At 55.3% G+C, this 20744-nt stretch carries 15 protein-coding genes, 3 tRNA genes and 1 pseudogene; 12 read left to right on the top strand and 7 right to left on the bottom strand.

Features of this window, described 5'->3' with window-relative positions; genetic code table 11:
• Position 1: 1 nt before the first annotated feature.
• Positions 2 to 2371, bottom strand: a complete 2370-nt coding sequence (locus HMPREF2781_RS00180) for a choice-of-anchor M domain-containing protein (protein WP_070643360.1) — start codon at positions 2369 to 2371, stop codon at positions 2 to 4.
• Between the two features lie 162 nt (positions 2372 to 2533).
• Here HMPREF2781_RS00180 and gltX point away from each other — a divergent pair, with 162 nt between their 5' ends.
• From gltX to HMPREF2781_RS00195, 3 genes are all read left to right on the top strand, one after another.
• A complete protein-coding gene (gene gltX, locus HMPREF2781_RS00185) occupies positions 2534 to 4033 on the top strand; it encodes a glutamate--tRNA ligase (RefSeq protein ID WP_083308489.1) in 1500 nt (499 codons plus the stop codon).
• A gap of 173 nt (positions 4034 to 4206) precedes the next feature.
• Positions 4207 to 4278, top strand: a tRNA-Gln gene (locus HMPREF2781_RS00190).
• A gap of 56 nt (positions 4279 to 4334) precedes the next feature.
• A tRNA-Glu gene (locus HMPREF2781_RS00195) sits at positions 4335 to 4407 on the top strand.
• Between the two features lie 213 nt (positions 4408 to 4620).
• On the opposite strand, the gene HMPREF2781_RS00200 is transcribed toward HMPREF2781_RS00195, so the two are convergent.
• Positions 4621 to 5832, bottom strand: a complete 1212-nt coding sequence (locus HMPREF2781_RS00200) for a recombinase family protein (protein WP_083308490.1) — start codon at positions 5830 to 5832, stop codon at positions 4621 to 4623.
• Between the two features lie 98 nt (positions 5833 to 5930).
• On the opposite strand from HMPREF2781_RS00200, the gene HMPREF2781_RS00205 reads away from it, so the two are divergent.
• The 7 genes and pseudogenes from HMPREF2781_RS00205 to HMPREF2781_RS00235 form a co-directional block, all read left to right on the top strand.
• Entirely contained in the window at positions 5931 to 7508 is a 1578-nt protein-coding gene (locus HMPREF2781_RS00205; RefSeq protein WP_070643365.1) for a class I SAM-dependent DNA methyltransferase, read from the top strand.
• Positions 7508 to 8614, top strand: a complete 1107-nt coding sequence (locus HMPREF2781_RS00210) for a restriction endonuclease subunit S (RefSeq protein WP_070643368.1) — start codon at positions 7508 to 7510, stop codon at positions 8612 to 8614. Before HMPREF2781_RS00205 ends, HMPREF2781_RS00210 begins: the two co-directional genes overlap by 1 nt.
• Positions 8611 to 9675 carry a virulence RhuM family protein gene (locus tag HMPREF2781_RS00215; RefSeq protein ID WP_046648120.1) on the top strand — a complete coding sequence of 355 codons (1065 nt, stop codon included), beginning with the start codon at positions 8611 to 8613 and terminating at the stop codon, positions 9673 to 9675. Before HMPREF2781_RS00210 ends, HMPREF2781_RS00215 begins: the two co-directional genes overlap by 4 nt.
• A complete protein-coding gene (locus HMPREF2781_RS00220; RefSeq protein ID WP_070643371.1) occupies positions 9668 to 12811 on the top strand; it encodes a type I restriction endonuclease subunit R in 3144 nt (1047 codons plus the stop codon). The genes HMPREF2781_RS00215 and HMPREF2781_RS00220 overlap by 8 nt, the downstream gene beginning before the upstream one ends.
• A gap of 127 nt (positions 12812 to 12938) precedes the next feature.
• A complete protein-coding gene (locus HMPREF2781_RS00225; protein WP_070643374.1) occupies positions 12939 to 14591 on the top strand; it encodes an ATP-dependent nuclease in 1653 nt (550 codons plus the stop codon).
• Positions 14591 to 15703, top strand: coding sequence for a UvrD-helicase domain-containing protein (locus HMPREF2781_RS00230; protein WP_070643376.1), 1113 nt, complete (start codon positions 14591 to 14593; stop codon positions 15701 to 15703). Before HMPREF2781_RS00225 ends, HMPREF2781_RS00230 begins: the two co-directional genes overlap by 1 nt.
• Positions 15704 to 16144: 441 nt before the next feature.
• Positions 16145 to 16387, top strand: a pseudogene (locus HMPREF2781_RS00235) (ATP-binding protein); the annotation flags it as partial.
• 107 nt (positions 16388 to 16494) lie between these two features.
• On the opposite strand, the gene HMPREF2781_RS00240 reads toward HMPREF2781_RS00235, so the two are convergent.
• Together HMPREF2781_RS00240 and HMPREF2781_RS00245 are read right to left on the bottom strand one after the other, a co-directional pair.
• Positions 16495 to 16824 carry a transcriptional regulator gene (locus HMPREF2781_RS00240; protein ID WP_046648122.1) on the bottom strand — a complete coding sequence of 110 codons (330 nt, stop codon included), beginning with the start codon at positions 16822 to 16824 and terminating at the stop codon, positions 16495 to 16497.
• Positions 16817 to 17221: a hypothetical protein gene (locus HMPREF2781_RS00245; protein ID WP_070643379.1), complete on the bottom strand. Its 405-nt coding sequence runs from the start codon at positions 17219 to 17221 to the stop codon at positions 16817 to 16819. Before HMPREF2781_RS00245 ends, HMPREF2781_RS00240 begins: the two co-directional genes overlap by 8 nt.
• 635 nt (positions 17222 to 17856) lie before the next feature.
• Between HMPREF2781_RS00245 and HMPREF2781_RS00250 the strand changes: the two genes are divergently transcribed.
• Positions 17857 to 17929, top strand: a tRNA-Glu gene (locus HMPREF2781_RS00250).
• Positions 17930 to 17991: 62 nt separating this feature from the next.
• Here HMPREF2781_RS00250 and HMPREF2781_RS00255 read toward each other — a convergent pair.
• Together HMPREF2781_RS00255 and HMPREF2781_RS12470 are read right to left on the bottom strand one after the other, a co-directional pair.
• Positions 17992 to 18699, bottom strand: a complete 708-nt coding sequence (locus HMPREF2781_RS00255; RefSeq protein WP_246821741.1) for a hypothetical protein — start codon at positions 18697 to 18699, stop codon at positions 17992 to 17994.
• 116 nt (positions 18700 to 18815) lie between these two features.
• Positions 18816 to 18959 carry a hypothetical protein gene (locus HMPREF2781_RS12470; protein ID WP_168163665.1) on the bottom strand — a complete coding sequence of 48 codons (144 nt, stop codon included), beginning with the start codon at positions 18957 to 18959 and terminating at the stop codon, positions 18816 to 18818.
• 224 nt (positions 18960 to 19183) lie between these two features.
• Here HMPREF2781_RS12470 and HMPREF2781_RS00265 point away from each other — a divergent pair, with 224 nt between their 5' ends.
• The gene (locus HMPREF2781_RS00265; protein WP_246821742.1) at positions 19184 to 19930 is read left to right on the top strand and encodes a S1 family peptidase; all 747 of its coding nucleotides are present in this window, start codon (positions 19184 to 19186) and stop codon (positions 19928 to 19930) included.
• Between the two features lie 58 nt (positions 19931 to 19988).
• Here the strand turns inward: HMPREF2781_RS00265 and HMPREF2781_RS00270 are convergent, their stop codons facing one another.
• Positions 19989 to 20702, bottom strand: coding sequence for an IclR family transcriptional regulator (locus tag HMPREF2781_RS00270; RefSeq protein WP_070643386.1), 714 nt, complete (start codon positions 20700 to 20702; stop codon positions 19989 to 19991).
• Positions 20703 to 20744 lie beyond the last annotated feature (42 nt).

Raw genomic sequence — 20744 nt, forward strand, 5'->3', positions numbered from 1 at the left:
TCTAGCGGGGAAGAAGGCCATTGAACCGCGCCGCAATCTGGTCATGGTGATCGTTGTAGAAGTTGAGGAAGCCTTGGAAGATGATGGCCAAGACAACTGGGAGTACCAGGCCCCACAGACCCTCGAGCTTGGGCAGAGAAGATGTTTTGTCTTTCTGGCCACCAGGCTGGTTAGCGTCTGGTTTCTTATCGCCTGGTTTATCTCCGGGCTTCTCGTCACCTGGATTCGGGGTGTCTTCGCCTTCGTTTCCGTCCTTCGAGTTCGCACAGTCTTTGATTGCGGCATCGCCCGCTGCGACGGTGAGCGTTTGGGGAGCAGAGGAGATGTCCTTGCCCTCTGTGGTGGTGGCCGAATAGGTGACCTCAAGCTTGTACGTGCCTGGCTTGGTAAACGCCCAATTGGTGTGGGTGTGCGAAGCAAAAGTGGTCTCGATGGAGTAGTCACCCTCGGCGGAATTGATCAGCGGGGTGAAAACCTTGCCCAAGCCTTCGGCAGTGAAAAGGCCTACCTGCGCACCCTCTGGCATCTCCACGGGCTTGATGTTGAGCGTGACTTTGCCGTCTTTATAGTCCTTGTAGTTGAGGGCCTGGGTGTTATAGCCCGGCCAGATGATGCTCTGCTCCTGGGTCTGTGGGAGGAGGAAGAACTTTTCCTTGCCTAGGTAATCGAAGTCCTTGCCCTTCAGCGCGGCGGGGCGGGAGCGCAGGGCGTTGTCGTGCACCGCGAGGACCACGTCATCGAGCGGACGCTCGACGGCCTTCTTGTCCACGAGGGCCGTTTCATCCTTCAAGCGGGTGAGGAACTCATCACCCTCCCGGGTGACCGCAATGTCGACGTGGCCGCGGTCAAGTACCACCTTGTCAGCACAGGTACCAGTGTGTTCTCCTGCGTCCGGTTTCGGGCTGTTATCCGGGGCTGGCGCAGGAGCCTGAGCCCCAGCGCCGAGTTTGCCCGCTCCCTCGTACTTTTGCCCGAAGGCGAAATTGTCGGTCAGCGTGATGCTGCCGGACTCTTGCGTGATGCTCGGGTGCGGAAGAATATCGAGGCGCACGGTATTGCCGTTGAAGTTTGCATCGGCACCGACGACAAATTCCGCGCGGCCGCGGGTGATCGTGCCGTCGAAATCGATGTCCGGAAGCGAGCTTCCCTTGCTAAAGAAGCCACCGTGCACGTAGCCTTCCAGGTTTTTATCGGCTGCCTCCAGGATGATGCGGGTGGCGTCTTCGCCCTCCGGAACAGCGCGCGCAGACAGCCCCGTGTCAGATAGCGAAACCTCTTCTCCGGAGAAGAGCTGGCGGGGGTTAGTGGTTTCGGTCCAGGAGTCCGCAGACGTCTTCGAGGTGGTGGAAAGCTCTGCGTTTGCAGAGTAGGCGAGCTCCTCGCTCACCCAGCGCGGGCTACCGTCCTCCGGGGTGTACACAGCTTGGATTGTCGAGGCCTCGGGGCCTAGGAACTCGTCAAAGTGGGCTTTCCCGTCGGTAACAGGCAGGTCGGTGAGGAAGTAGCCGTCGATAAGCAACGTGAGCGTGCCGTTACTGCCCCCGGTGAAGTCGATGGAGGAAAGCCGCTCGTCGCCATCTTTGTCACGGGACTTGGTAGGGGCGATGCGCAGACGGTAGTCCTTCTGGCTGGCATCCCCCGCGGATGCCTGCTCAAAGCGTTCCTTGAGGGAGGGAGTGTTGTGGTCTGACGGGCGCTGCCCGCCGACCTGAACGGACGTGGTTGTCGGCTTGGAGGAAATGAACTCGCCGTCTTTGTTTCGCGCGGTGGTTTGGTAGGTGAGCTGGTAGCGCCCGGGTTTGGAAAAGACAGTGAAGTTGTGGGTATGCGTGCCACTAGTCAGCCAGGCGGAATGCGGAGCGCCCTCGGTGGTTCCAAAGAAACGCTGCAGTCCGCCGGGGCCGGGGTAGTAGCCAAACATCTCGACATCGCCGGGTCCGTCAACACTTAAGAGATCCAGGGAAGCAATGTTGTCGCGGAAGTCGTCAACAGGCAGCTCTGTGTCGGCGCCAAAGCCCATCCACACCGGGTCCAGGCTGCCCTGCACGCTGGCAGGGGCCATGTAATAGGTTTCGCCCGGCTTCCCCAGGAAGGAGAGCGCAGGGTCCTGCGGCACGGTGAACTGGTATTGGTTCGTGCCGTTTTGGTCCCAGCCTTTGCCTACCCACGTGACGGTGTCGGCGAGATCGTGGTCGGACTCAGCTGAATGGCTCTTGAGGTTGAGAGCATTGCCCTCCCAGAAAGCTTTGGGGGAATCGATGTGAGTTTGAGTGGCCACGTGTTTGCCGTCGTCAGGACCGGCTAAGGCGGTAGCGGGGGAGAAGAGAAGTGTAGCGCAGGTAAGCAGCGCCACGGAGCGAGTTCGAGCCACAGTATGGAGCCTTTCTTCAGTTCTGTCGAGAGAATTTCACTATAGGGAATGGAAATCACTTCCAACAAGACCGGACTGAAATCCCAGTTCACGCTTAGTGGAAATCGGGTTCAATTACCCCCAAGTGGGGCGGGAGGTGCAGCAACTCAGCGCTGAACTACGATGGTTGACATGACTGAAACAACTTCCGACGTCCGCGTACGTTTTTGCCCGTCGCCCACAGGAACGCCCCACGTGGGCATGGTTCGCACGGCCCTGTTCAACTGGGCCTATGCCCGCCACACCGGCGGCAAGCTCATCTTCCGCATCGAGGACACCGATGCCGCTCGTGACTCCGAGGAGTCCTTCCAGGCCATCATTGATTCGCTGAACTGGCTTGGCCTCGGCTGGGATGAAGGCGTCAACGTCGGTGGCCCGGACGAGCCGTACCGCCAGTCGCAGCGCATGAACATCTACGCCGACGTCCTGCAGAAGCTGAAGGATGGCGGCTATGTCTATCCGGCTTATTCCACCAACGAAGAAGTGCAGGCGCGTCACAAGGCGGCTGGCCGCGACCCGCAGCTTGGCTACGACAACTTTGACCGCGACCTCACCCAGGAGCAGATCGATGCCTTCGAGGCGGAGGGCCGCAAGCCGGTGTGGCGCCTTCGCATGCCGGACAAGGACTGGGCTTGGAATGACCTGGTGCGCGGCGAGATGACCTTTAAGTCGGAGACCCAGCCGGATTATGTGGTGGCCCGCTCCAACGGCGCACCGCTCTACACGTTGGTCAACCCTGTCGATGACGCGCTCATGGGGATTACGCACGTGTTGCGCGGCGAAGACCTGCTGTCTTCCACCCCGCGCCAGCTCGCCCTCTACGAGGCGCTCATTGAGCTGGGTATCGCCAAGCGAACCCCAGAGTTTGGACACTTGCCGTTCGTGATGGGTGAGGGCAACAAGAAGCTGTCCAAGCGCGATCCGCAGTCCAATCTGTTCAACCACCGCGATGCGGGCATCATCCCGGAGGGCATGCTCAACTACCTGTCCCTGCTGGGCTGGTCGCTGTCTGCGGACAAAGACATCTTCTCCGTCGATGAGCTCATCGCCAACTTCGACGTACACGATGTGCTGGGCAACCCCGCCCGTTTCGACCAGAAGAAGCTGGAGGCCATCAACGCCGACCACATTCGTTTGCTTGAGCCGGCTGACTTTGCTCAGCGCCTGCGGGATTACCTCACCGAGTACACCGACTTCCCTGCGGACTACCCGGAAGACAAGTTCGCTTTCGCCGCGGACCTGGTGCAGACCCGCATCAAGACGCTGTCTGACGCCTATGGGCTCATGTCTTTCCTAACCACGCCGGACGCTGAGTTGGAGCTCGATGCCAAGGCGGCCAAGAAGAACCTTAAGGAGGAGGCGGTTCAGCCTCTCGAGGTCTCCATTGCCAAGCTGGAGGAGCTCGGGGAGTGGAAGACCGAAGAGATTGAAAAGATTCTCTCTGGCGCGCTTATCGACGACCTCGGTCTCAAGCCCCGCAAGGCCTACGGCGCCCTGCGCGTCGCGGTCTCGGGACAGCAGGTTTCCCCGCCGCTGTTCGAGTCCATGGAGCTGCTGGGCAAGGAGTCCACGCTGGCTCGCCTTAAGGCAGCTCTGGCCGTGACTCCGTGGAGCGCTGAGTAGTCTCAGGCGCTAGTCTCACAGGCCTGTAATTTCGGGGCATTAAGAATCGCTCTTAATGTCCCGAAAATGCTATTTGGCCTGGCGATTTGTGTGTATCGGCGGTGCTGGATATAGTAATAAACCGTTGCAGCGAGCGGCGAGGGGTTAAGCCCCAAGTTAGTTCACAGCAATAATGGCCTATGGTGTAATTGGCAACACAACGGTTTCTGGTACCGTCATTCTAGGTTCGAGTCCTGGTAGGCCAGCAGTGATAGCGATTTAACGCAGTAACTCGCGTCAAACAATGTTGTCACAGTTCTAAGCCCCGTTCGTCTAGCGGCCTAGGACGCCGGCCTCTCACGCCGGTAACACGGGTTCAAATCCCGTACGGGGTACAAATAAGACGGCGGTAAGCAGTAAAGCTTGCCGCCATTTTTATTGGATCAGGGGTGTAAATGTCGGCCTAAATGTCCGTGTATATGGTGGTGCTTGTCCGGGTCGCTGGTAACGATGACTTGCTCGAAGAAGATGGTGTTGAGCATTCGTTTCTCGGAGTCTGAGACGGTGGAGTATAGGCGGTAGCAATTGGCGGCGAGTTTCATCGCTATCTAGACTAGTTCTCGGTGGTCCTTTCGGGTCTTGCTCATGTTGCTCAACTGTCGCTCGACGGTGGTGAGTCGGTGGTCGATGTCCTTTTGCTCCTGGGCCATGACCGCCGTATTTGTTGCGTCCCGGTCGGAGTAGAAGGGGTCAAACAGTTTTTGCTGTTTGGCTTCTAGTTCTCGTTTGGTGCTCTCCAGTTTTCGGCGTTCAGCATCTTCAATGGAGTAATGCTGGCGAACTTCTGCCGTTACTTTCTCTTCCGTTCGCTCCATTAGTTCTTTGGAGATTTGGATTTGACGGTAAAGCTCGTGGGCACATTTCTCGCAGAACTCAACCGGTACTGCGGGCATGTGGCAGTTGGTGTGCTTGGATAGCCTGCCGTTGCAAACGAAGTATTCGTAGACATGGCCGGTGTGGGAGCGAGGTTTCTGTAGGTTCATTCGACCACCACATTCGCCACACCAGAGGATGGACTTGAGGTAGTGGTGGTGTTTGTTCTGGCGCTCTCCTTGCCTGCGGCCAGCGAGGACTATCTGGGCTTTTCGGAATAGATCTTGGGAGATGAGTGGTTCGTGGTTTCCGGGGTACTCGACCCCTTTATATATGACGAAGCCGAGGTAGTAGCGATTGGTCAGGATGGAGTGGACATGGCTGACGCTGAGTGGGCGGGCTGGCCTCTTTTTGGTGGGTCGGGTGGTGCGGCCTTTTTCCTTGAGCATGACGGCGAGTTGCTTGACAGAGATGTCACCTTGGGAGTAGCGCCCGAACGCCCACTGCACCAGGGATGCTCTTTCTGGGTTTACTTCAATCGTTCTGCTCTCGACTCCGTTGGTCCAATTTCGGACATTGAGGTAGCCGATTGGAGCTTTGCCTGGGGTGCCTCCGGCTTTCGCCTTTTGGTTCATACCCTTGAGTACTTCGTTGGCTAGGTTATTGGAGTAGAACTCGGCGATGGAGCTCATGATGCCGTGCATCAGCATGCCGCCTGGTGTTTGGTCTATATTCTCCGAGGTGGAGACTCGTCGGACACCGTATTCTTTGAACTTGTTGGTGATCGCGACTTCGTCGGCTCGATTGCGGGCCAGACGGTCCAGCTTGTGGACAACGACGTAGTCTATGCGTCCGCGCTCCTCGCCTAGGTAGCGCATCATTGCTTTGAGTGCGGGGCGGTTGGTGGAGGTGCCGGAGACGTCCCGTTCCACGAACTCTTTGACCACCAGCTGTGGTATAATTACAGCAGTGTTTTTCGAGCATACACAGGCGTTTTAGGTGAATGTTCGAAACTCAAGCATTAACAATACGGAGAGAAAACATAGTGGCGAAGAAGTCATCCAAGAAGAATGAACAAACATTAGAACAGAAGCTCTGGGCCGCAGCAGATAAATTGCGTGGTAATCAAGAACCGGGGCAGTATAAGCACGTTGTTCTTGGCTTGATCTTCTTAAAGTACATTTCTGACCGCTTTGCTGAGCGCCGCGCGGAGCTGGAAGAAAGCCTGTCCAACCCAGACAGTGACGGTTTTGTTCCCAACGAGGAGCGCAGGACCAAGTTCCTCGAAGACCGCGACGAGTACCAAAAGCGCAACGTGTTCTGGGTTTCATCCGAGGCTCGCTGGCAGGCCATTCAAGACCAGGCCAAGAGCCCGGAGATCGGCATCATCATCGACAAAGCGATGGATGTCATCGAAAAGGAAAACCCAACGCTTAAAGGTGTGCTACCCAAGGACTACGCCCGCGACGGCCTAGACAAGGAGCGCCTCGGCGGGCTGGTAGACCTGATCGGTTCCATCGGTTTCGGCGAGAAGGATGACCACGGCTCTGATGACGTCCTTGGCAGTGTCTACGAGTACTTCCTGGGCGAGTTTGCGGGTAAAGAAACTGGTAAGGACGCCGGGGCCTTCTATACGCCACGCTCGATCGTGCGCCTGTTGGTGGAAATGCTGGAGCCCTACAAAGGCCGCGTGTACGACCCGGCCTGCGGTTCGGGCGGCATGTTTGTGCAAAGCTCTAAGTTTGTGGAAGCCCACGGTGGCAACCGCAACGACATTTCTGTCTATGGCCAGGAATTCACCGATACCACCTGGAAGTTGGCAAAGATGAACTTGGCGCTGCGCGGTATTGAGGCCGACCTTGGCACCAAGTCCGCCGACTCGTTTACTCAGGACCAGCACAAAGATTTGCGTGCGGACTTCATCCTCGCTAATCCACCGTTCAACGTCTCGGATTGGTGGAATCCCACGCTTGTCGACGATCCCCGCTGGAAGTACGGCACCCCACCACAGAGCAACGCCAACTTTGCCTGGGTGCAGCACTTCATTCACCACCTGAGCCCCAAGGGAACCGCTGGCTTCGTTCTGGCCAATGGTTCGCTCAGCTCCAACACCGGCGGTGAGGGCGAGATCCGCCAGAGCCTGATCGAAAAAGACCTGGTGGATTGCATCGTGGCTCTGCCGGACAAGCTGTTCCTCAACACTGGTATCCCGGCCTGCTTGTGGTTCGTCTCCAAGGACCGTCTCGGCAACGGTCACCGCGCCCGCGACGGCGAGGTGCTTTTCATCGACGCCCGCAGGATGGGCGCCCTTAAAACCCGTCGCCTGCGCGAGTTCCCTGACGAGGACATCGCCACCATCGCCGATACTTACCACGCCTGGCGTAATCACGACGGCGACTACGAGGATGTCGCCGGTTTTGTGAAATCCGCCAGCTTCGAGGAGATCGAGAAGAACAACTTCGTCCTCACCCCCGGCCGCTACGTTGGCCTTGAGGAGACAGAGCTTGACGACGAGCCCGTCGAGGACAAGATCAAGCGCCTCACAGGGGAGTTGCTCGAAGAGTTTGAGCGGGGGCGGGAGCTAGAGGCAGAGATTCTCACTCTGTTCGGGAGGAAGCTCTAGTGAATTGGGAGCGAGTAAAGCTTGGCGAGGTACTGCCCTTCAAATACGGCAAAGGATTGCCTAAACGGGAGCGAAACGAGGATGGCTTAGTACCCGTCTACAGCTCAGCTGGTATGACGGGAAAGCATGATTCAGCTTTGATCGACCAACCCTGCATCGTCATTGGGCGGAAGGGAACCATTGGATCGGTCTATTTTGTTGAAGATCCTTCGTGGCCGATTGATACCGTTTTCTATACGCTTGGCACACCGAGTATTGATTTACGGTTTGGGTTTTATCTCTTACAGACGCTGCCACTATCAACGATGAATAACGATAGTGCTGTTCCTGGTTTAAATCGGGCGCATGCTGAGGACTTGGATATCTCTATTCCAGAGATTGCCGAGCAACGTAGGATCGCCCATGTCCTCGGCGCTCTCGACGACAAGATCGAATCGAACCAGCGGCAGATTTTTCTTGCTGAACAGATCATACTTTTTCGTTTCAACAGTAGCTTTGATGTGGCTGAATGCGAAAATGGGGTTCCGGTTTCTGAACTTATTGAAGTAGGACCCAAACGTAGTTTTACCAAGGGCGGTGTAGCTCCTTATGTTGGCATGACGCACCTGCCTGAGTTCTCATTGTCAGTCGGTGAATGGGGGGAGAAGGAATATTCAGGGGGTCAGAGATTCATAAACGGAGATGTCCTGATGGCGAGAATTACGCCATGCTTAGAAAACGGTAAAACAGCTATTGTGGATATGCTGCCTCCTGGTCAGGTCGGATTTGGTTCGACAGAGTATATCGTCCTAGCTCCAAGGGGGAGCTTTTCCACCGCGTGGATTTACGGTTTCGTCCGAAATGAGCATATCCGTGAGTGGGCCATTAAGCAGATGAATGGTTCTTCCGGGCGGCAAAGATTTCCGGCGTCAGCATTTGGAACCTATCGAATCAAGTCACCCCATCCAGACATTTTGAAGGCGTTTAACCAAGAAGCAGCGGGTCTTTTGGAATTGTGCCGTGTTAGAAGGAATGAGAATAGGCGGTTCGCTGCCCTCCGCGATACCCTCCTCCCTGAACTCCTCTCAGGCCGGATCACACCAGAGCAGCTGGAGGGCGGTCTATGAGCGACAAGGCGCACCAACCCTGCGAGGTGGGGATCTCGTCGGCAGGCCCGATCCTGACCTTTACTTCGGCTGAGCTCGAGAACAATCTGTTGGTGCGGTTCGACGAAGGCACCATTTGGCTGACCCAAGCGCTAATGGCCGAACTTTTTGGGGTATCGGTACCCACAATCATTGAGCACCTTCAAAACATTTTTTCCTCTGACGAACTTCAAAAGGAGTCAACTACTCGGGATTTCCGAGTAGTTCGAACCGAGGGGACTCGCGAGGTTACCCGCAACGTCAAGCACTACAACCTTGACGCGATCATCTCGGTCGGTTATCGGGTGAACTCCAAGCGGGCCACACAGTTTCGCATCTGGGCCACCAAGGTGTTGCGGGACTTTACGTTGCGCGGGTATGTCGTCGATAAGCAACGCATGGCTCAAGGCGAAATCTTCGGCGAGGATTACTTTGAGCAGCTGCTTCAGGAGATCCGGGAAATTCGCCTCTCAGAGCGCCGGTTCTACCAAAAGGTCACCGATATTTACGCCACCGCAACGGATTACGACAAAGACGCTCCGGTGACAAAGACGTTCTTTGCCACGGTGCAAAACAAGCTTCACTTTGCGGTTCATGGCCACACAGCGGCCGAGCTGATCCGGGAGCGGGCGTCGGCAGACAAACCGCACATGGGCTTGACTACCTGGGCGAAAGGGCCTGATGGCAAGGTGCTTTCCGGTGATGTGACGGTAGGCAAGAATTACTTGTCTAAATCAGAACTCAATGACCTCGGGCGGCTCGTCGAAACGTTTTTGAACCTGGCCGAAAGCCGGGCTGAGCGCCACATCCCAACGACAATGGAGCAGTGGGCGGGCCTTCTGGATCAGGTGCTAGCCATCGATGGGCGCGAGCTGTTAACGCACGCCGGCAAGATTTCAAAAAAGCTTGCCGACGAGTTCGCGCTGGGGGAGTATTCGAAGTTTCGGGTGGAGCAGGACCAAACTTTTAAATCGGATTTCGATAATTTCGTCGAAGCTGGCGAGCGTGTGATCGAATCCGCCAAGGAGGATCACGATGAGTAGTTTCAACGAAAATATTGTCGAGCTAGCGGCCCTGGATTATTTCGCAGAGCTGGGCTACCTAACGATCAATGGGGCCTTGATTGCTCCAAGTGAGCTAGCTTCCGAGCGCGAGGATTACTCCCAGGTCATCTTGTGGGATCGGTTGCGTGAAGCAGCTGCCCGGATCAACCCTGGGTTGGGCAGGCGCCAGATTGAGCAGGCGATTGTGAAGCTGCAGCGGGCGGAGTCACAGAGTCTTATCAACGAGAACCTGCGTGTGCATGACTTGCTGACCAAAGGGGTGTCCGTCGAAAAGCGCGAGCGTGACGGGCAGCTGACCTATGAACACGTGTGGTTTATTGACTTTGCCAACCCAGAGAACAATGACTGGGCCGCAATCAATCAGTTAACGATTATTGAGAATAAGAACCGCAGGCCCGACGTGCTGGTCTATGTCAACGGGATGCCGCTGGCGTTGCTGGAGCTGAAGAACCCGGTGACGGAAAACGCCACGTTGAAGTCGGCGTGGAACCAGATTCAAACCTACCGGCGGGATATCCCGTCGGTGTTCACCACCAATGTGCTGACAGTTATTTCTGACGGTACGTCGGCGGCGATGAGTACGTTCTCCGGTTTCTTTGAGCACTACGCGCCGTGGAAGACCATTGATGGCCGGGATGTGGTGACCAATCGTCCGGCACTGGAGGTGCTGATCAAAGGAGTGTTTAACAAACAGCGCTTCCTTGATCTGCTCCTCAACTTCACCGTGTTTTCTGAAGAGACCGTCACGAATAAACACACCAAAGAGAAGTCGCTGGTGCTGATCAAAAGGATTGCCAAGTACCACCAGTATTGGGCGGTCAACGCTGCGATTGAGTCAACTGTGGTGGCTTCTGGTCCCGATGGCGACAGACGCGGTGGTGTGGTCTGGCATACGCAGGGATCAGGCAAGAGCTTTGAAATGGTGTTTTATGCCGCCAAGATCATGCGAGACCCGCGGATGGCCAACCCCACGCTGGTGTTCATTACCGACCGCAACGACCTGGACGACCAGCTGTTTGCAGAAGTCTTCGCCCCGGCCAAGATTCTGCCGGAAGCCCCGGTGCAGGCGGAGTCGCGGGAGGATCTGCGCGAGAAGTTGAAGCGTCGTTCTGGTGGCATCATCTTTACCACGTTGCAAAAGTTCGCCCCGCCGGTGGACGCGGAGAAGAACTTCCAGCTCTCAGACCGCAGCAACGTGATCGTGGTGGCTGATGAGGCCCACCGCTCCCAGTACGGCTTGCAAGAGAAACTGGACAAGCACGGCAAGCTGAAGTCTGGCCTGGCCAAGCACATGCGTGACGTGTTGCCGCAGGCTACCTTCCTCGGGTTTACAGGTACGCCGATTGAGTCCGGCGACAAGTCCACCCGTTTCGTCTTCGGCGACTACATCGATGTTTATGACCTCACCCGCGCTGTCGAAGACGGAGCGACGGTGAAGATTTTCTATGAGTCGCGCCTTGCCCGAGTGGCGTTGTCCGAGGAAGATTATGCCTCGCTGGATTTGCTTGCCGACGAGATCACCGAGAAGGTCGAAGAGGAGGACGCAACTGCTGCGAAATCTCGCTGGTCGCGCCTGGAAGCCATCGTTGGCGCAGACGACCGGTTGGACCTGGTAGCCCGCGACATTGTGCAGCATTGGGAGAAACGCAAGGAGACGATGATCGGTAAGGCGATGGTCGTGACCATGTCGCGGCGTATCGCGGTGGCGCTGTATAACAAGATTGTCGCCCTGCGCCCCGAGTGGCATTCTGATGATCACATGAAGGGCAAAATCAAGGTGATCATGACCGGGGCTGCATCCGACCCAGAGGCCTTCCAGCCACACCTGCTAAACAAGGACCAGCAACGAGATATCAAGGCTCGTGCCAAGGACCCCGAGGACGAACTCGAGTTAGTGATCGTGCGGGATATGTGGCTGACTGGTTTTGACGCCCCAAGCCTAAACACCATGTACGTGGACAAGACCATGAAGGGCGCGGGCCTGATGCAGGCCATTGCTCGTGTGAATCGTAAGTTCCGTGACAAGCCGGGTGGTTTGATCGTTGATTACATCGGGTTGTTCTCCAATTTGCAGGAGGCGTTGGAGGAGTACTCGCCGTCGGATCAAAGCCAGGTTGGCGTGCCGATCGATCAGCTCATCGACGTGATGCTAGAAAAGTACGACGTGGTGCGCGGCATCGTTCACGCTGCGCAGTTTGATAGTTCGCCGGATTTGTCGCCGTCGGAACGCCTGGCCCAATATGCGAAAGTCTTGGACCACGTCATGGCTGATCCAGACCGGACCAAGCGCTACTTGGACCAGGTGTTGGCGTTGGCCAAGGCCTATGCCTTGGTGGGCGGACAGCCCCAGGCCCAGCGCATTAGCAATGATGTGCGCCTGTTCACCGACGTCCGCACCGCACTGTTGAAGATCCAATCGCCGGGGTCGGGTTCCGGTGGTTCCGGGGTGGTGGAGATTGACACAGCGTTGAGCCAGTTGCTGAACGAAGCTGTTACTGCAGATAAGGTCGTAGATATTTATGAGATGGCAGGCGTAGATACTCCCGAGATTTCGTTGCTTTCCGACGAGTTCCTGGATTCTCTGACTGCCAAGGATAAACCCAACCTGCAGATTGGGCTCTTGCGCCGCCTGCTCAACGACGAGATCAAGACCATCTCGCGCAAAAACCTTGTGCAGGGGCGGAAGTTCTCCGAGCAGCTAGAGGAGGCAGTCAACCGCTACACCAACCGGTCGCTGTCTACGGCCGAGATTGTGTCAGAGCTGGTGCGCCTGGCCAAAGAGGTACGCGACGAACATCACCGCTCCGAAGAGATGGAGCTGTCCTATGCCGAGGTGGCAATCTATGATGCGCTGGCCCATCACGATACCGCCGTGCTGGAGATGGGCGATGAAACTCTGAAGAAAATCACGATTGACCTTGTCCACGCCGTGCGTGCTTCGGTGACGATTGATTGGAATGTGAAAGAAAGCGTGCGCTCTGAGATGCGCTCCAAAATCAAACGTCTGCTAGCCAAATACGACTACCCGCCAGACCAGGAAGAGAAGGCCGTTGAACTGGTGATCGCCCAGGCGGAGTTGTGGGCGAGTAGCGGTGAACAAATGGTGCGGGTGTAGGTGTGAAAACAAAAGTTAAGATAGTGCACGATAATCGCTTAAGCAGTTTGGCTGTTCTTAGGCACCTTTATTCCATTTTTCTTTCGATTCGCAGACATCAATTGATTCGTGACAGAGTGGGCTAGAGATGATCAAAGAAGTGCGAGTTAAGAATTTTAAGGCTTTGCGCGATTTTAGAACGCGCTTCAATCGAGACTTTAATGTCATCGTAGGTGCTAACGGATCTGGTAAATCCACACTGCTAGAAGCGATCGGCCTGGCTTTAAGTGGACGATTTCGTGGTCAGTGGCCGGACGAAGCGAAGTCGCCATATTGGTTTAACCAGGCGACTGTGGACCACTACTTTTCCGAGGTTGCTGAAGGCAAGTACCTTCCGGTACCCGAGATATCTATTGAGCTTATTTTAGACAAAGTAATTGAAGACCCTGACTTATCTCGACTTGAGGGCAAACTGAATAGCCAAAAAGCGACCGAGCGTGGTCTAGCATTCGAAGTGAAGCTCAGTGATGAATTTCGGGCTGAATATCAGACTTTCATTGATGAATGGCGCAATCGAAATGAGACCTCAAAGAAAGGGCGCAACCTCGAGCGATTGCTGCCGATCGAATACTTTGATGTTCATTGGCGATCTTTCGCTGCTCCGGAGAGACTACCTCGGCGTCCTAAAGGAGTGGATTTTGCTTTGATCGATGCAAAATCCAATCTCTATGGACGAGGAATCGATCGCTTTACACGAGAGCTGCTGGCAGACAACATCCCGGATACAGTTGGAGCAAGTCTGTCGGTTAATTTGAGGGCGGCATTTAGTGAGACTGCTGGCGACGCTCTAGCAAGCGTTAATGATCAGATAATGGATGAAACAAAGTCTGCTCCTCAGCAGTTTGGCGTGCAGATTGACCCGAGCAATTTCATTCAGTGGCAAAACGGTGTAGCACCATCGATTGCTGGGCTTCCGTTTGATTATGCCGGGCAAGGGGCACAGTCCGTCGCAAAGGTTGAGGTTGCGCTTCTTCAAAGACAAGACAAGGCCAAGACCATTCTGATTGAAGAACCAGAGAATCATCTATCGCATACAAAGCTTCGCGCCCTGCTTGCGAGGATTGCAGAGCTCGGACAGAATCAACAGCTGATTGTGACGACGCATAGTTCATTCGTCTTGAACCGCCTGGGAATCGATTCCCTCATTTTAATGGGTGAAGGGAACACTGGCAGATTTAATGAGTTGCCAGACGATGACGTCAAATTTTTTCAGAAGCTTCCCAACTTTGACACCCTGCGTCTAATCCTAGGTGACCAAGTAATTTTAGTCGAGGGTATTAGCGATCTGCTGATTGTAGAAGAAGCCATTAGGCGCAGATACGGGAAACTGTCAGAGGAACTTGGTCTGGACATTATTTCAATGGAGGGCACCAAGCATAGGCGATGGCTCGAGCTAGCTAAGCTTCTTGACAAGCCGGTGATCGCTATTCGTGACAATGACGGAAAGCCTGACGGTCATTGGGAGGAAGCATACAAAGATTCAATCGGCAGTAGCCGGTTATTTGTCGGCAATTTTAAAGATGGGAGGACTCTGGAAAATCAAATAGCGACCGCTAACCAAACTAATATGAAAGACTTGCTCAGCGCGCTCAACTTAGAGTCTGAAACTGATTTTGCGGAATGGGCAATCAAGGAAAAGGCAAACGCTGCACTCCAGTTGAGAAATCTCGACCATAGCCTTTGGCATATTCCAGCGTACATCCAAGACGCTGTCGAAACATTGAACGTGGAACAAAATTGATGAACAACCAGGCTTTGATCGCGGTTGCAGGTTCCGGAAAGACTGAAACTATTGTTCAGCGATATAAAGACCAACCAGAGGGCACGCTATTCGTTACTTTTACCCAGAATGGTCAGGACGAGCTGAAGCAGCGGCTCCTTAAAGAAAATCCTGGTGCGGAATTTGAGGTTATTGGTTGGTTTAAGTTTTTGGCGGATCACTTTCTGAAGCCGTTTTTGTGCGACGTCTTCCCTACTAGGGTTTACAACGGGATGCGCCTGAATGACCCCACTGTAAAGTTTGGTAGGGGCGAGGGATACTATTTCAACGACTCCGGAGAGATTACAAGCGATCGTATGGCGTTACTTTCACGAAAGATCTGTGATGAAGATGACCGAGAGCCTATCAAACGATTAGAACGAATCTTTCGAACAATCGTCTTTGACGAGGTGCAAGACCTTGCTGGCAATGATCTTGAAATCTTGCAAATGCTTTTAGAGTCACGGATCGAAGTATTTATGGTAGGGGACATTCGTCAGACCGTTTTTGAGACAACTGTTTCAGACAGAAAGAACTCTCAGTACGGAAAACTGAATAAACTGAAATGGTTCGAAGAAATGCAAGACCTGGGAAGTCTCCGGCTTGAATTCGACTTAACCAATCGGCGCTGTCACGAAGATATCGTTCGACTTTCTAATGCGTTATTTCCGCCTGAGCTTGGGTTTGAGGATGCGGTGAGCGGGCAGGACGAGACGAATGACGGCCACGTAGGAATCTTTCGTATTGAGGAGTCTCAGATCCCTGATTACTGTAGGGCGATCTCTCCGCGTGGACTTCGCTACAACGTCACTACCGGGAAAGAATGGAATGACAAATTATCTTTCAATAACTTCGGTGACTGTAAAGGTCTGACTTTTGATCATGTCTTGATCTTTCCGACTGCTGGGATGAGGAAGTTTCTGGCCGACGGGACTATCCTCAAGTCTCACGCTACAATCTCGAAATTCTATGTCGCAGTCACTAGGGCAAGGCACAGTGTTTGTTTTGTGCTCCCTAAGAAATGGGAGCGCGGAGATACGGCCCCGGTCCAGATAATCCGATGGTCGAATGAAGGCACGAGTGGCGCCTCGTGAAACTCTTTTACGGTAAGTGGCATCCCGATTACGGGACAACAGGAGAATTGAAACGATTTAGAATAAACAAGGACAAGGACCTAAAGAAGGGGCTGGAGCTTGCCGAAAGTCGCACAATGTCGATTTGGTGACGCTACCTTGAGTATCAGAAGCAACTAGGATCGCGATAGGCGCTAGCAAGGCAGGTTGCAGCCTTTTCCGACTCAATTCTGGATGGACCGTGTTCAGCTATTCTTCAATCTAGGGTTTCGAAAATGCTATTGCGCAAAAACTAAATAGTAATGCAATGGGGATGTTCATTTAGATCTTTCCTGTCAGTATCTAGAGTGGAGTCTGGAGATAGGGGCGCCGGTGAGGTGGCGGGGTCTAATGCGAGGTCATACAGCCGTCGCAGACTCAAGTACCGAACCAGCCAAAACTGGTGAAAAGCCTGCAGATCAAGACTTTATGACCATCAGCATCAACCAGCGCGGGCAAGAAGACCTAACCAAGATCATATTCGACCGCGACGGTCGGCTCCCAACACTGATCTCCTCCCAATCAGCCGCCGCCTACTGGGTTGAAACACTGCCAGACAGAGTCGGAGCCGATTCACTCGTAAGCCGCCTCAACAACGGCCACCGAATCCATATCGGAGACTTCGACATGCGCAAAGCCACCGCCCCCACCACCCCAGACGACTAAGACTAACGGTCCGGGCCGACGCACCCCTCGGCCCGGTACCAACTACCCGGGACACGACAGTACCGAGTCCCCAGAACACCGGGGTACCAAAAACTCGCATCTGACAGTTAAAGGCCCTTAGTCATAGCTTTGAGGGCTTCGACGTGACGAATATAGGCGTGGGTGCCAGCTGTGGTAAGTGTGACCCACACGGTGTCCTTGGCGCGTGTGGAGCCGTATTCCCGGGTGCGGCTAATATAGCCGCGGTCTTCGAGGTGCTTTAACTGCTTGGAAAGTGTATCGGCGGGGAGCTCGGTCAACTCGGCGAGCGTGCTGTACTTCATTTGCCGACCGTCGGTGGCGCCGGCGGAGAAGAGCATGGCGCAGATCTTGAGCCGATTGATGGGGTGGATGACTGGGTCCAGCTCAGGGGTCTGGTGAGATGTTTGCCTAGACATTGATGCCCTTTACGGCGGCGTTGCTGTTCTCGTAGAGCATCCAGGCTGTCGCGCCAGTAACTATGACTCCGCAAGCGATCATCCACGGCCACGTGTCGGGGGTCGGTGTAGTTGACATGATCATGGCGAGGGGGAGGCATACGCGTGACCACGTCGCGCGGTCGTTGCTTGGCCCCCTGTTTGGATTGGGCCGCACGAAGGGATTCGCAATCTTGTCTTTGAGGAGAAATCCAAAAATCAAGGTCGGTATAAAGATGGCAAGGGTGTACCACCAAGACAGCTTGGACAGCGCGAGGCTGCTGCCGATGCCGAGCGCCACAATTGCTACTGTCCACCAGCTTTGAGTCCAAGCGGTCCGCTGTTGGGCGTTTTGAATGATTTTGAGCTCATCGTTCATGACCTAACTCCTTTGTTTGCACCTATTGCAAGTGTATCATTTGCATAAGGTGCAAGTAAGGGGGTGAGGGCTGCTGTATTTGCTAAGTGGTGTGGTTGTACCCCTTACCGGAAGGTAAAAAGTCCAAGTGCAAGCAGACTTGGGAAAGCTACCAGGGGGTATACCAGTGGCTAATTGGTCTAATTCCTTCCGCTATGCCTTTAGCGGTCATACACTGCAGGTATAAGGCATTCCCGACAGAAAGGAGAGCGGATGGCGGAAGCTGATAATCATCACTATCGCCGACGCGACTCTAGCAGATAATACGAGGCGGCATCGCCGTAATCCACAACTTCTTAAAGCCAACACTCGAGCGAAGTAGGAGCCTTGCACCACATGCTGTTAGCGCACGTGTCCTCCCGAACCTCTAGCGATGACTAACGAGTGCTCCGGCCCCAGCTGCCATCGGCACGCCAGCGGAATAACCACTGATTCGATCCGCGCCCAGGCCCTGAGAGTCAATGATTTCATCGCAGCCAAAAGCGGCAACGAGGTTCGGGATTTTCTCTTTGATAAAAGTTCTATTAGCTGCCGATTTGTGCATTCTTTTGCCGATCCTATAGTGTTTAGCAAGTCCGCAACGGACAGCTAAACGAGCCCCGTTCGTCTAGCGGCCTAGGACGCCGGCCTCTCACGCCGGTAACACGGGTTCAAATCCCGTACGGGGTACAAATAAAGAAGGCGGCAAGCATCGAAGCTCGCCGCCTTCTTTATTTTCTTTGATAGTAAGTTTAAACAATCAAGACTTCAGCGTTATTGCCGCCTGTGCAACGAATTACTTCGTGCTCATCGATAGTGCACGTCAGCGAGTAATTCTGCTTAGTGACCGAGCTGTTGACGGTGACCTGTCCAGGGATGAAGGACCGGAGGTCGTCTTTAGAGCTTGGTGCCAAAGTCATCAAACGGCCTGCCGTGGAACGGGCGAAATCGCAACTGGTGTTCGCACCGGCCATGACGAAAGCGATGTTATAGCCGTCGCCCATCTGGCACACAGTGGCGGGCGTGCCGTGAACGTTGACTGATACGCCGTTGGCGTCGCCTTGGGGAAGCTGTCCGGAAAGGCTGTTGTAGGTGGCCATCTGTGTGGCCTGAGCGGTCTGGTGTTGGCCTGTGGCTGGTTGGGCTCCTCGCACACCCTGCGCCTGAGTGTCCGGCTGTTGAGGCTGGTCCGCTGGCTGGTTGCCTGCGTTGTCCGGCAAGGTTGGTTCAGGGGCGTCAGGGGCTGCCTCGTCGGCAGCGTTCGGAACGTGAAGCTCAGCGTCATCGTTAAGCGGCTGAAATGCCGGGTAAGTGTTCTCAAACGTTGGCTCACCCGATGCCGCGTCCGTCCTCGACGGCGCTGCCATCTCGGATGACGTGGAGCATCCGACCGTTAGAACACCAGCGGTGATTATTGCTGCAAAAGCTGCGATGGGACGGTGGGCACGCGTGGAAGTCATAAAGCCCACCCTAACGAGATATGTGGTTATGCGCTGGGAAAAACGGGGAAAGCTGCCCAATTACGGTGACGTGCACTCAGATTGGGCAGCTCAATAAACAGAATCGGGGGTTGCTCTTAGTGGCAATCCCTGTGGCCGTCATGTGCCGCGTGGCGGTGACCATCGTGCAGGCAGTCCACGTGGTCGCCATGGGGAATAGCGACGTGCTCGCAGCCTTCGCCGTGGACGTGGGTGTGCTCGTCATAGATGGTGTGGAGCATGGTTTCTCCTTGAAAGTCGGGAATTTTCACTCCATTTTCAGTAGCTGTCATCGTTGGTAAAGCGCGTTTCCAATACGCTCTCAATAGTGGGGGTAGGTGGGGGTATCGCCGGAGCTGAACGCGGAGCGTCAAGGGTGAATTGGCGTAGCCCAGGCTAGAGTAAGGTGATGATGAAAAGGTCTCCGCAACTTCGCTTTTCCCGTGTCTTACCAGGCTTTGCATTCATGGCTGGCGCGTGCTCGCTGGCCTTTGCTCTCGCTGCCCCCGCAACCGCTGCCGAGGGGGTGCCGGTTCGGCAAGGGCAAAAGATCGTGGCTTCTGATGGTGCGTTGTGCACTGTGGGTTACGTCGAAGCTAATCGGGCGTGGACTTCGGCGCACTGTGGCTTAAATGGCGAACAAGTGTATAACGAAGCAGGCCAGCACCTAGGAACGTTGCGTTGGTTCACGCCCTCAGGGGCCGCGGGGCATGACTTGGCGTATATTCAATTCGCCGGTGGAAGCTATTCGGCAGGCAACCCGCTCACCGGGGATGGCATGGCGCCGGTGCCTGGTGAAGGCTCAACTGTGTGCTTCGACGGGCAGGCTGCGTCGCGTCAGTGCGGCACCGCGGTGAAGGGGCCAGGCCTCTTTCCTGGCATGAACTATGCGGCCGACGTGTCGCTGGCTCCAGGGGATAGCGGTGGAGCAGTGTCCGTCCCAGGGCAGCCGGGCGTTGTGGGCATTTACCAGGGGATTACCCAGGCTAACCGGGGTGGTCGGACAGTTACTTTCTCAAACTATGCGCGCATGCCTCATGCGGATGAACTAGCGCGCCTGCCGCACCAGGGTTGGGTACCGCGCCGCCCCAACCGGGAGCCAGGAAATCCAGTTCGGGTGGCCCAAGAAAAAGGTGAGGCATTGTCCTCGACGAGTAGCGCGGGACCTGAAGGGCTGCGCGGCCTTGCGATGTATTTCGGTCTCAGTATTTAGGAACGCAGCCCCGAGGCTTTAGGCTCCACTGCATTGCAGTGCGCTAAGTGCCCAGTTCTTAGCGGTGGCCGTCGTGTGGCGTGCCATTGGAGAGAGCGGCACTTAGGCGGTTGGATGCGCTAACCAGGACATCTGCAAACTTGTCCGCCGGGGAAGGACGGAAGCGTTCGGCAGAACCGGAGACGGAAAGGACGGCGATGAAGTTTCCTGCGCCGTCGAAGACGGGGGCGGAAACGGAGGCGAGGTCTGACTCGCGCTCTTCGATTGATTCGGAGTAGCCGTTGATGCGCGCGAGCTCGACGTCGTGCTCGCTAAAGATGGCATCAGGAACATGGACATCTGCAAAGGCGGCGAAGACGCGGGCGGCGGAACCGGAGGTGAGCGGAAGCTGGCGGCCTACGGGCACCACGTTGTGGAGCCCGATTTCCGGCTCACGCGTGGCGATGCACGTGCGCGTGGTGCCGGAGAGTTCGTAAAGCTGGACGGACTCACCGGTGGCGTCGAGAAGCTCCTCCATAATGGGGCCGGCGGTTTCGATTATGCGATCACGGTTGCCGGGTAGGGCCGGCCCAGCGCCCCACTTTCCATCGGGGGTGCGGGTGAGGATTCGGTGCGCCTCGAGCGCCGTGGCGAGACGGTGGGCTGTTGCCCGAGGCAGTCCGGTGGTCTCACAAAGCTCGTTGAGCGTAGAAGGTTGGTTGGTTGCGGCCATCATGATGGCTACTGCGCGATCCAATACCTTAATTCCTGATACTGCGCTATACTCTCCCATATAATGAAATCTACGTCCCATTAATTGAGATTTCAAGTGGAG

Source organism: Corynebacterium sp. HMSC062A03, assembly GCF_001811145.1.
GTDB classification, from domain to species: Bacteria; Actinomycetota; Actinomycetes; order Mycobacteriales; family Mycobacteriaceae; genus Corynebacterium; species Corynebacterium aurimucosum.

What these genes read in the sequence shown, in the direction of transcription:
- gltX (WP_083308489.1), top strand. Translation starts at nt 2,534, where the DNA reads ATGGTTGACATGACTGAAACAACTTCCGACGTCCGCGTACGTTTTTGC.
- HMPREF2781_RS00255 (WP_246821741.1), bottom strand. Translation starts at nt 18,699, where the DNA reads ATGACTTCCACGCGTGCCCACCGTCCCATCGCAGCTTTTGCAGCAATA.
- HMPREF2781_RS00240 (WP_046648122.1), bottom strand. Translation starts at nt 16,824, where the DNA reads ATGTCTAGGCAAACATCTCACCAGACCCCTGAGCTGGACCCAGTCATC.
- HMPREF2781_RS00215 (WP_046648120.1), top strand. Translation starts at nt 8,611, where the DNA reads ATGAGCGACAAGGCGCACCAACCCTGCGAGGTGGGGATCTCGTCGGCA.
- HMPREF2781_RS00230 (WP_070643376.1), top strand. Translation starts at nt 14,591, where the DNA reads ATGAACAACCAGGCTTTGATCGCGGTTGCAGGTTCCGGAAAGACTGAA.
- HMPREF2781_RS00220 (WP_070643371.1), top strand. Translation starts at nt 9,668, where the DNA reads ATGAGTAGTTTCAACGAAAATATTGTCGAGCTAGCGGCCCTGGATTAT.
- HMPREF2781_RS00245 (WP_070643379.1), bottom strand. Translation starts at nt 17,221, where the DNA reads ATGAACGATGAGCTCAAAATCATTCAAAACGCCCAACAGCGGACCGCT.
- HMPREF2781_RS00270 (WP_070643386.1), bottom strand. Translation starts at nt 20,702, where the DNA reads ATGGGAGAGTATAGCGCAGTATCAGGAATTAAGGTATTGGATCGCGCA.
- HMPREF2781_RS00265 (WP_246821742.1), top strand. Translation starts at nt 19,184, where the DNA reads ATGGCTGGCGCGTGCTCGCTGGCCTTTGCTCTCGCTGCCCCCGCAACC.
- HMPREF2781_RS00225 (WP_070643374.1), top strand. Translation starts at nt 12,939, where the DNA reads ATGATCAAAGAAGTGCGAGTTAAGAATTTTAAGGCTTTGCGCGATTTT.
- HMPREF2781_RS12470 (WP_168163665.1), bottom strand. Translation starts at nt 18,959, where the DNA reads ATGCTCCACACCATCTATGACGAGCACACCCACGTCCACGGCGAAGGC.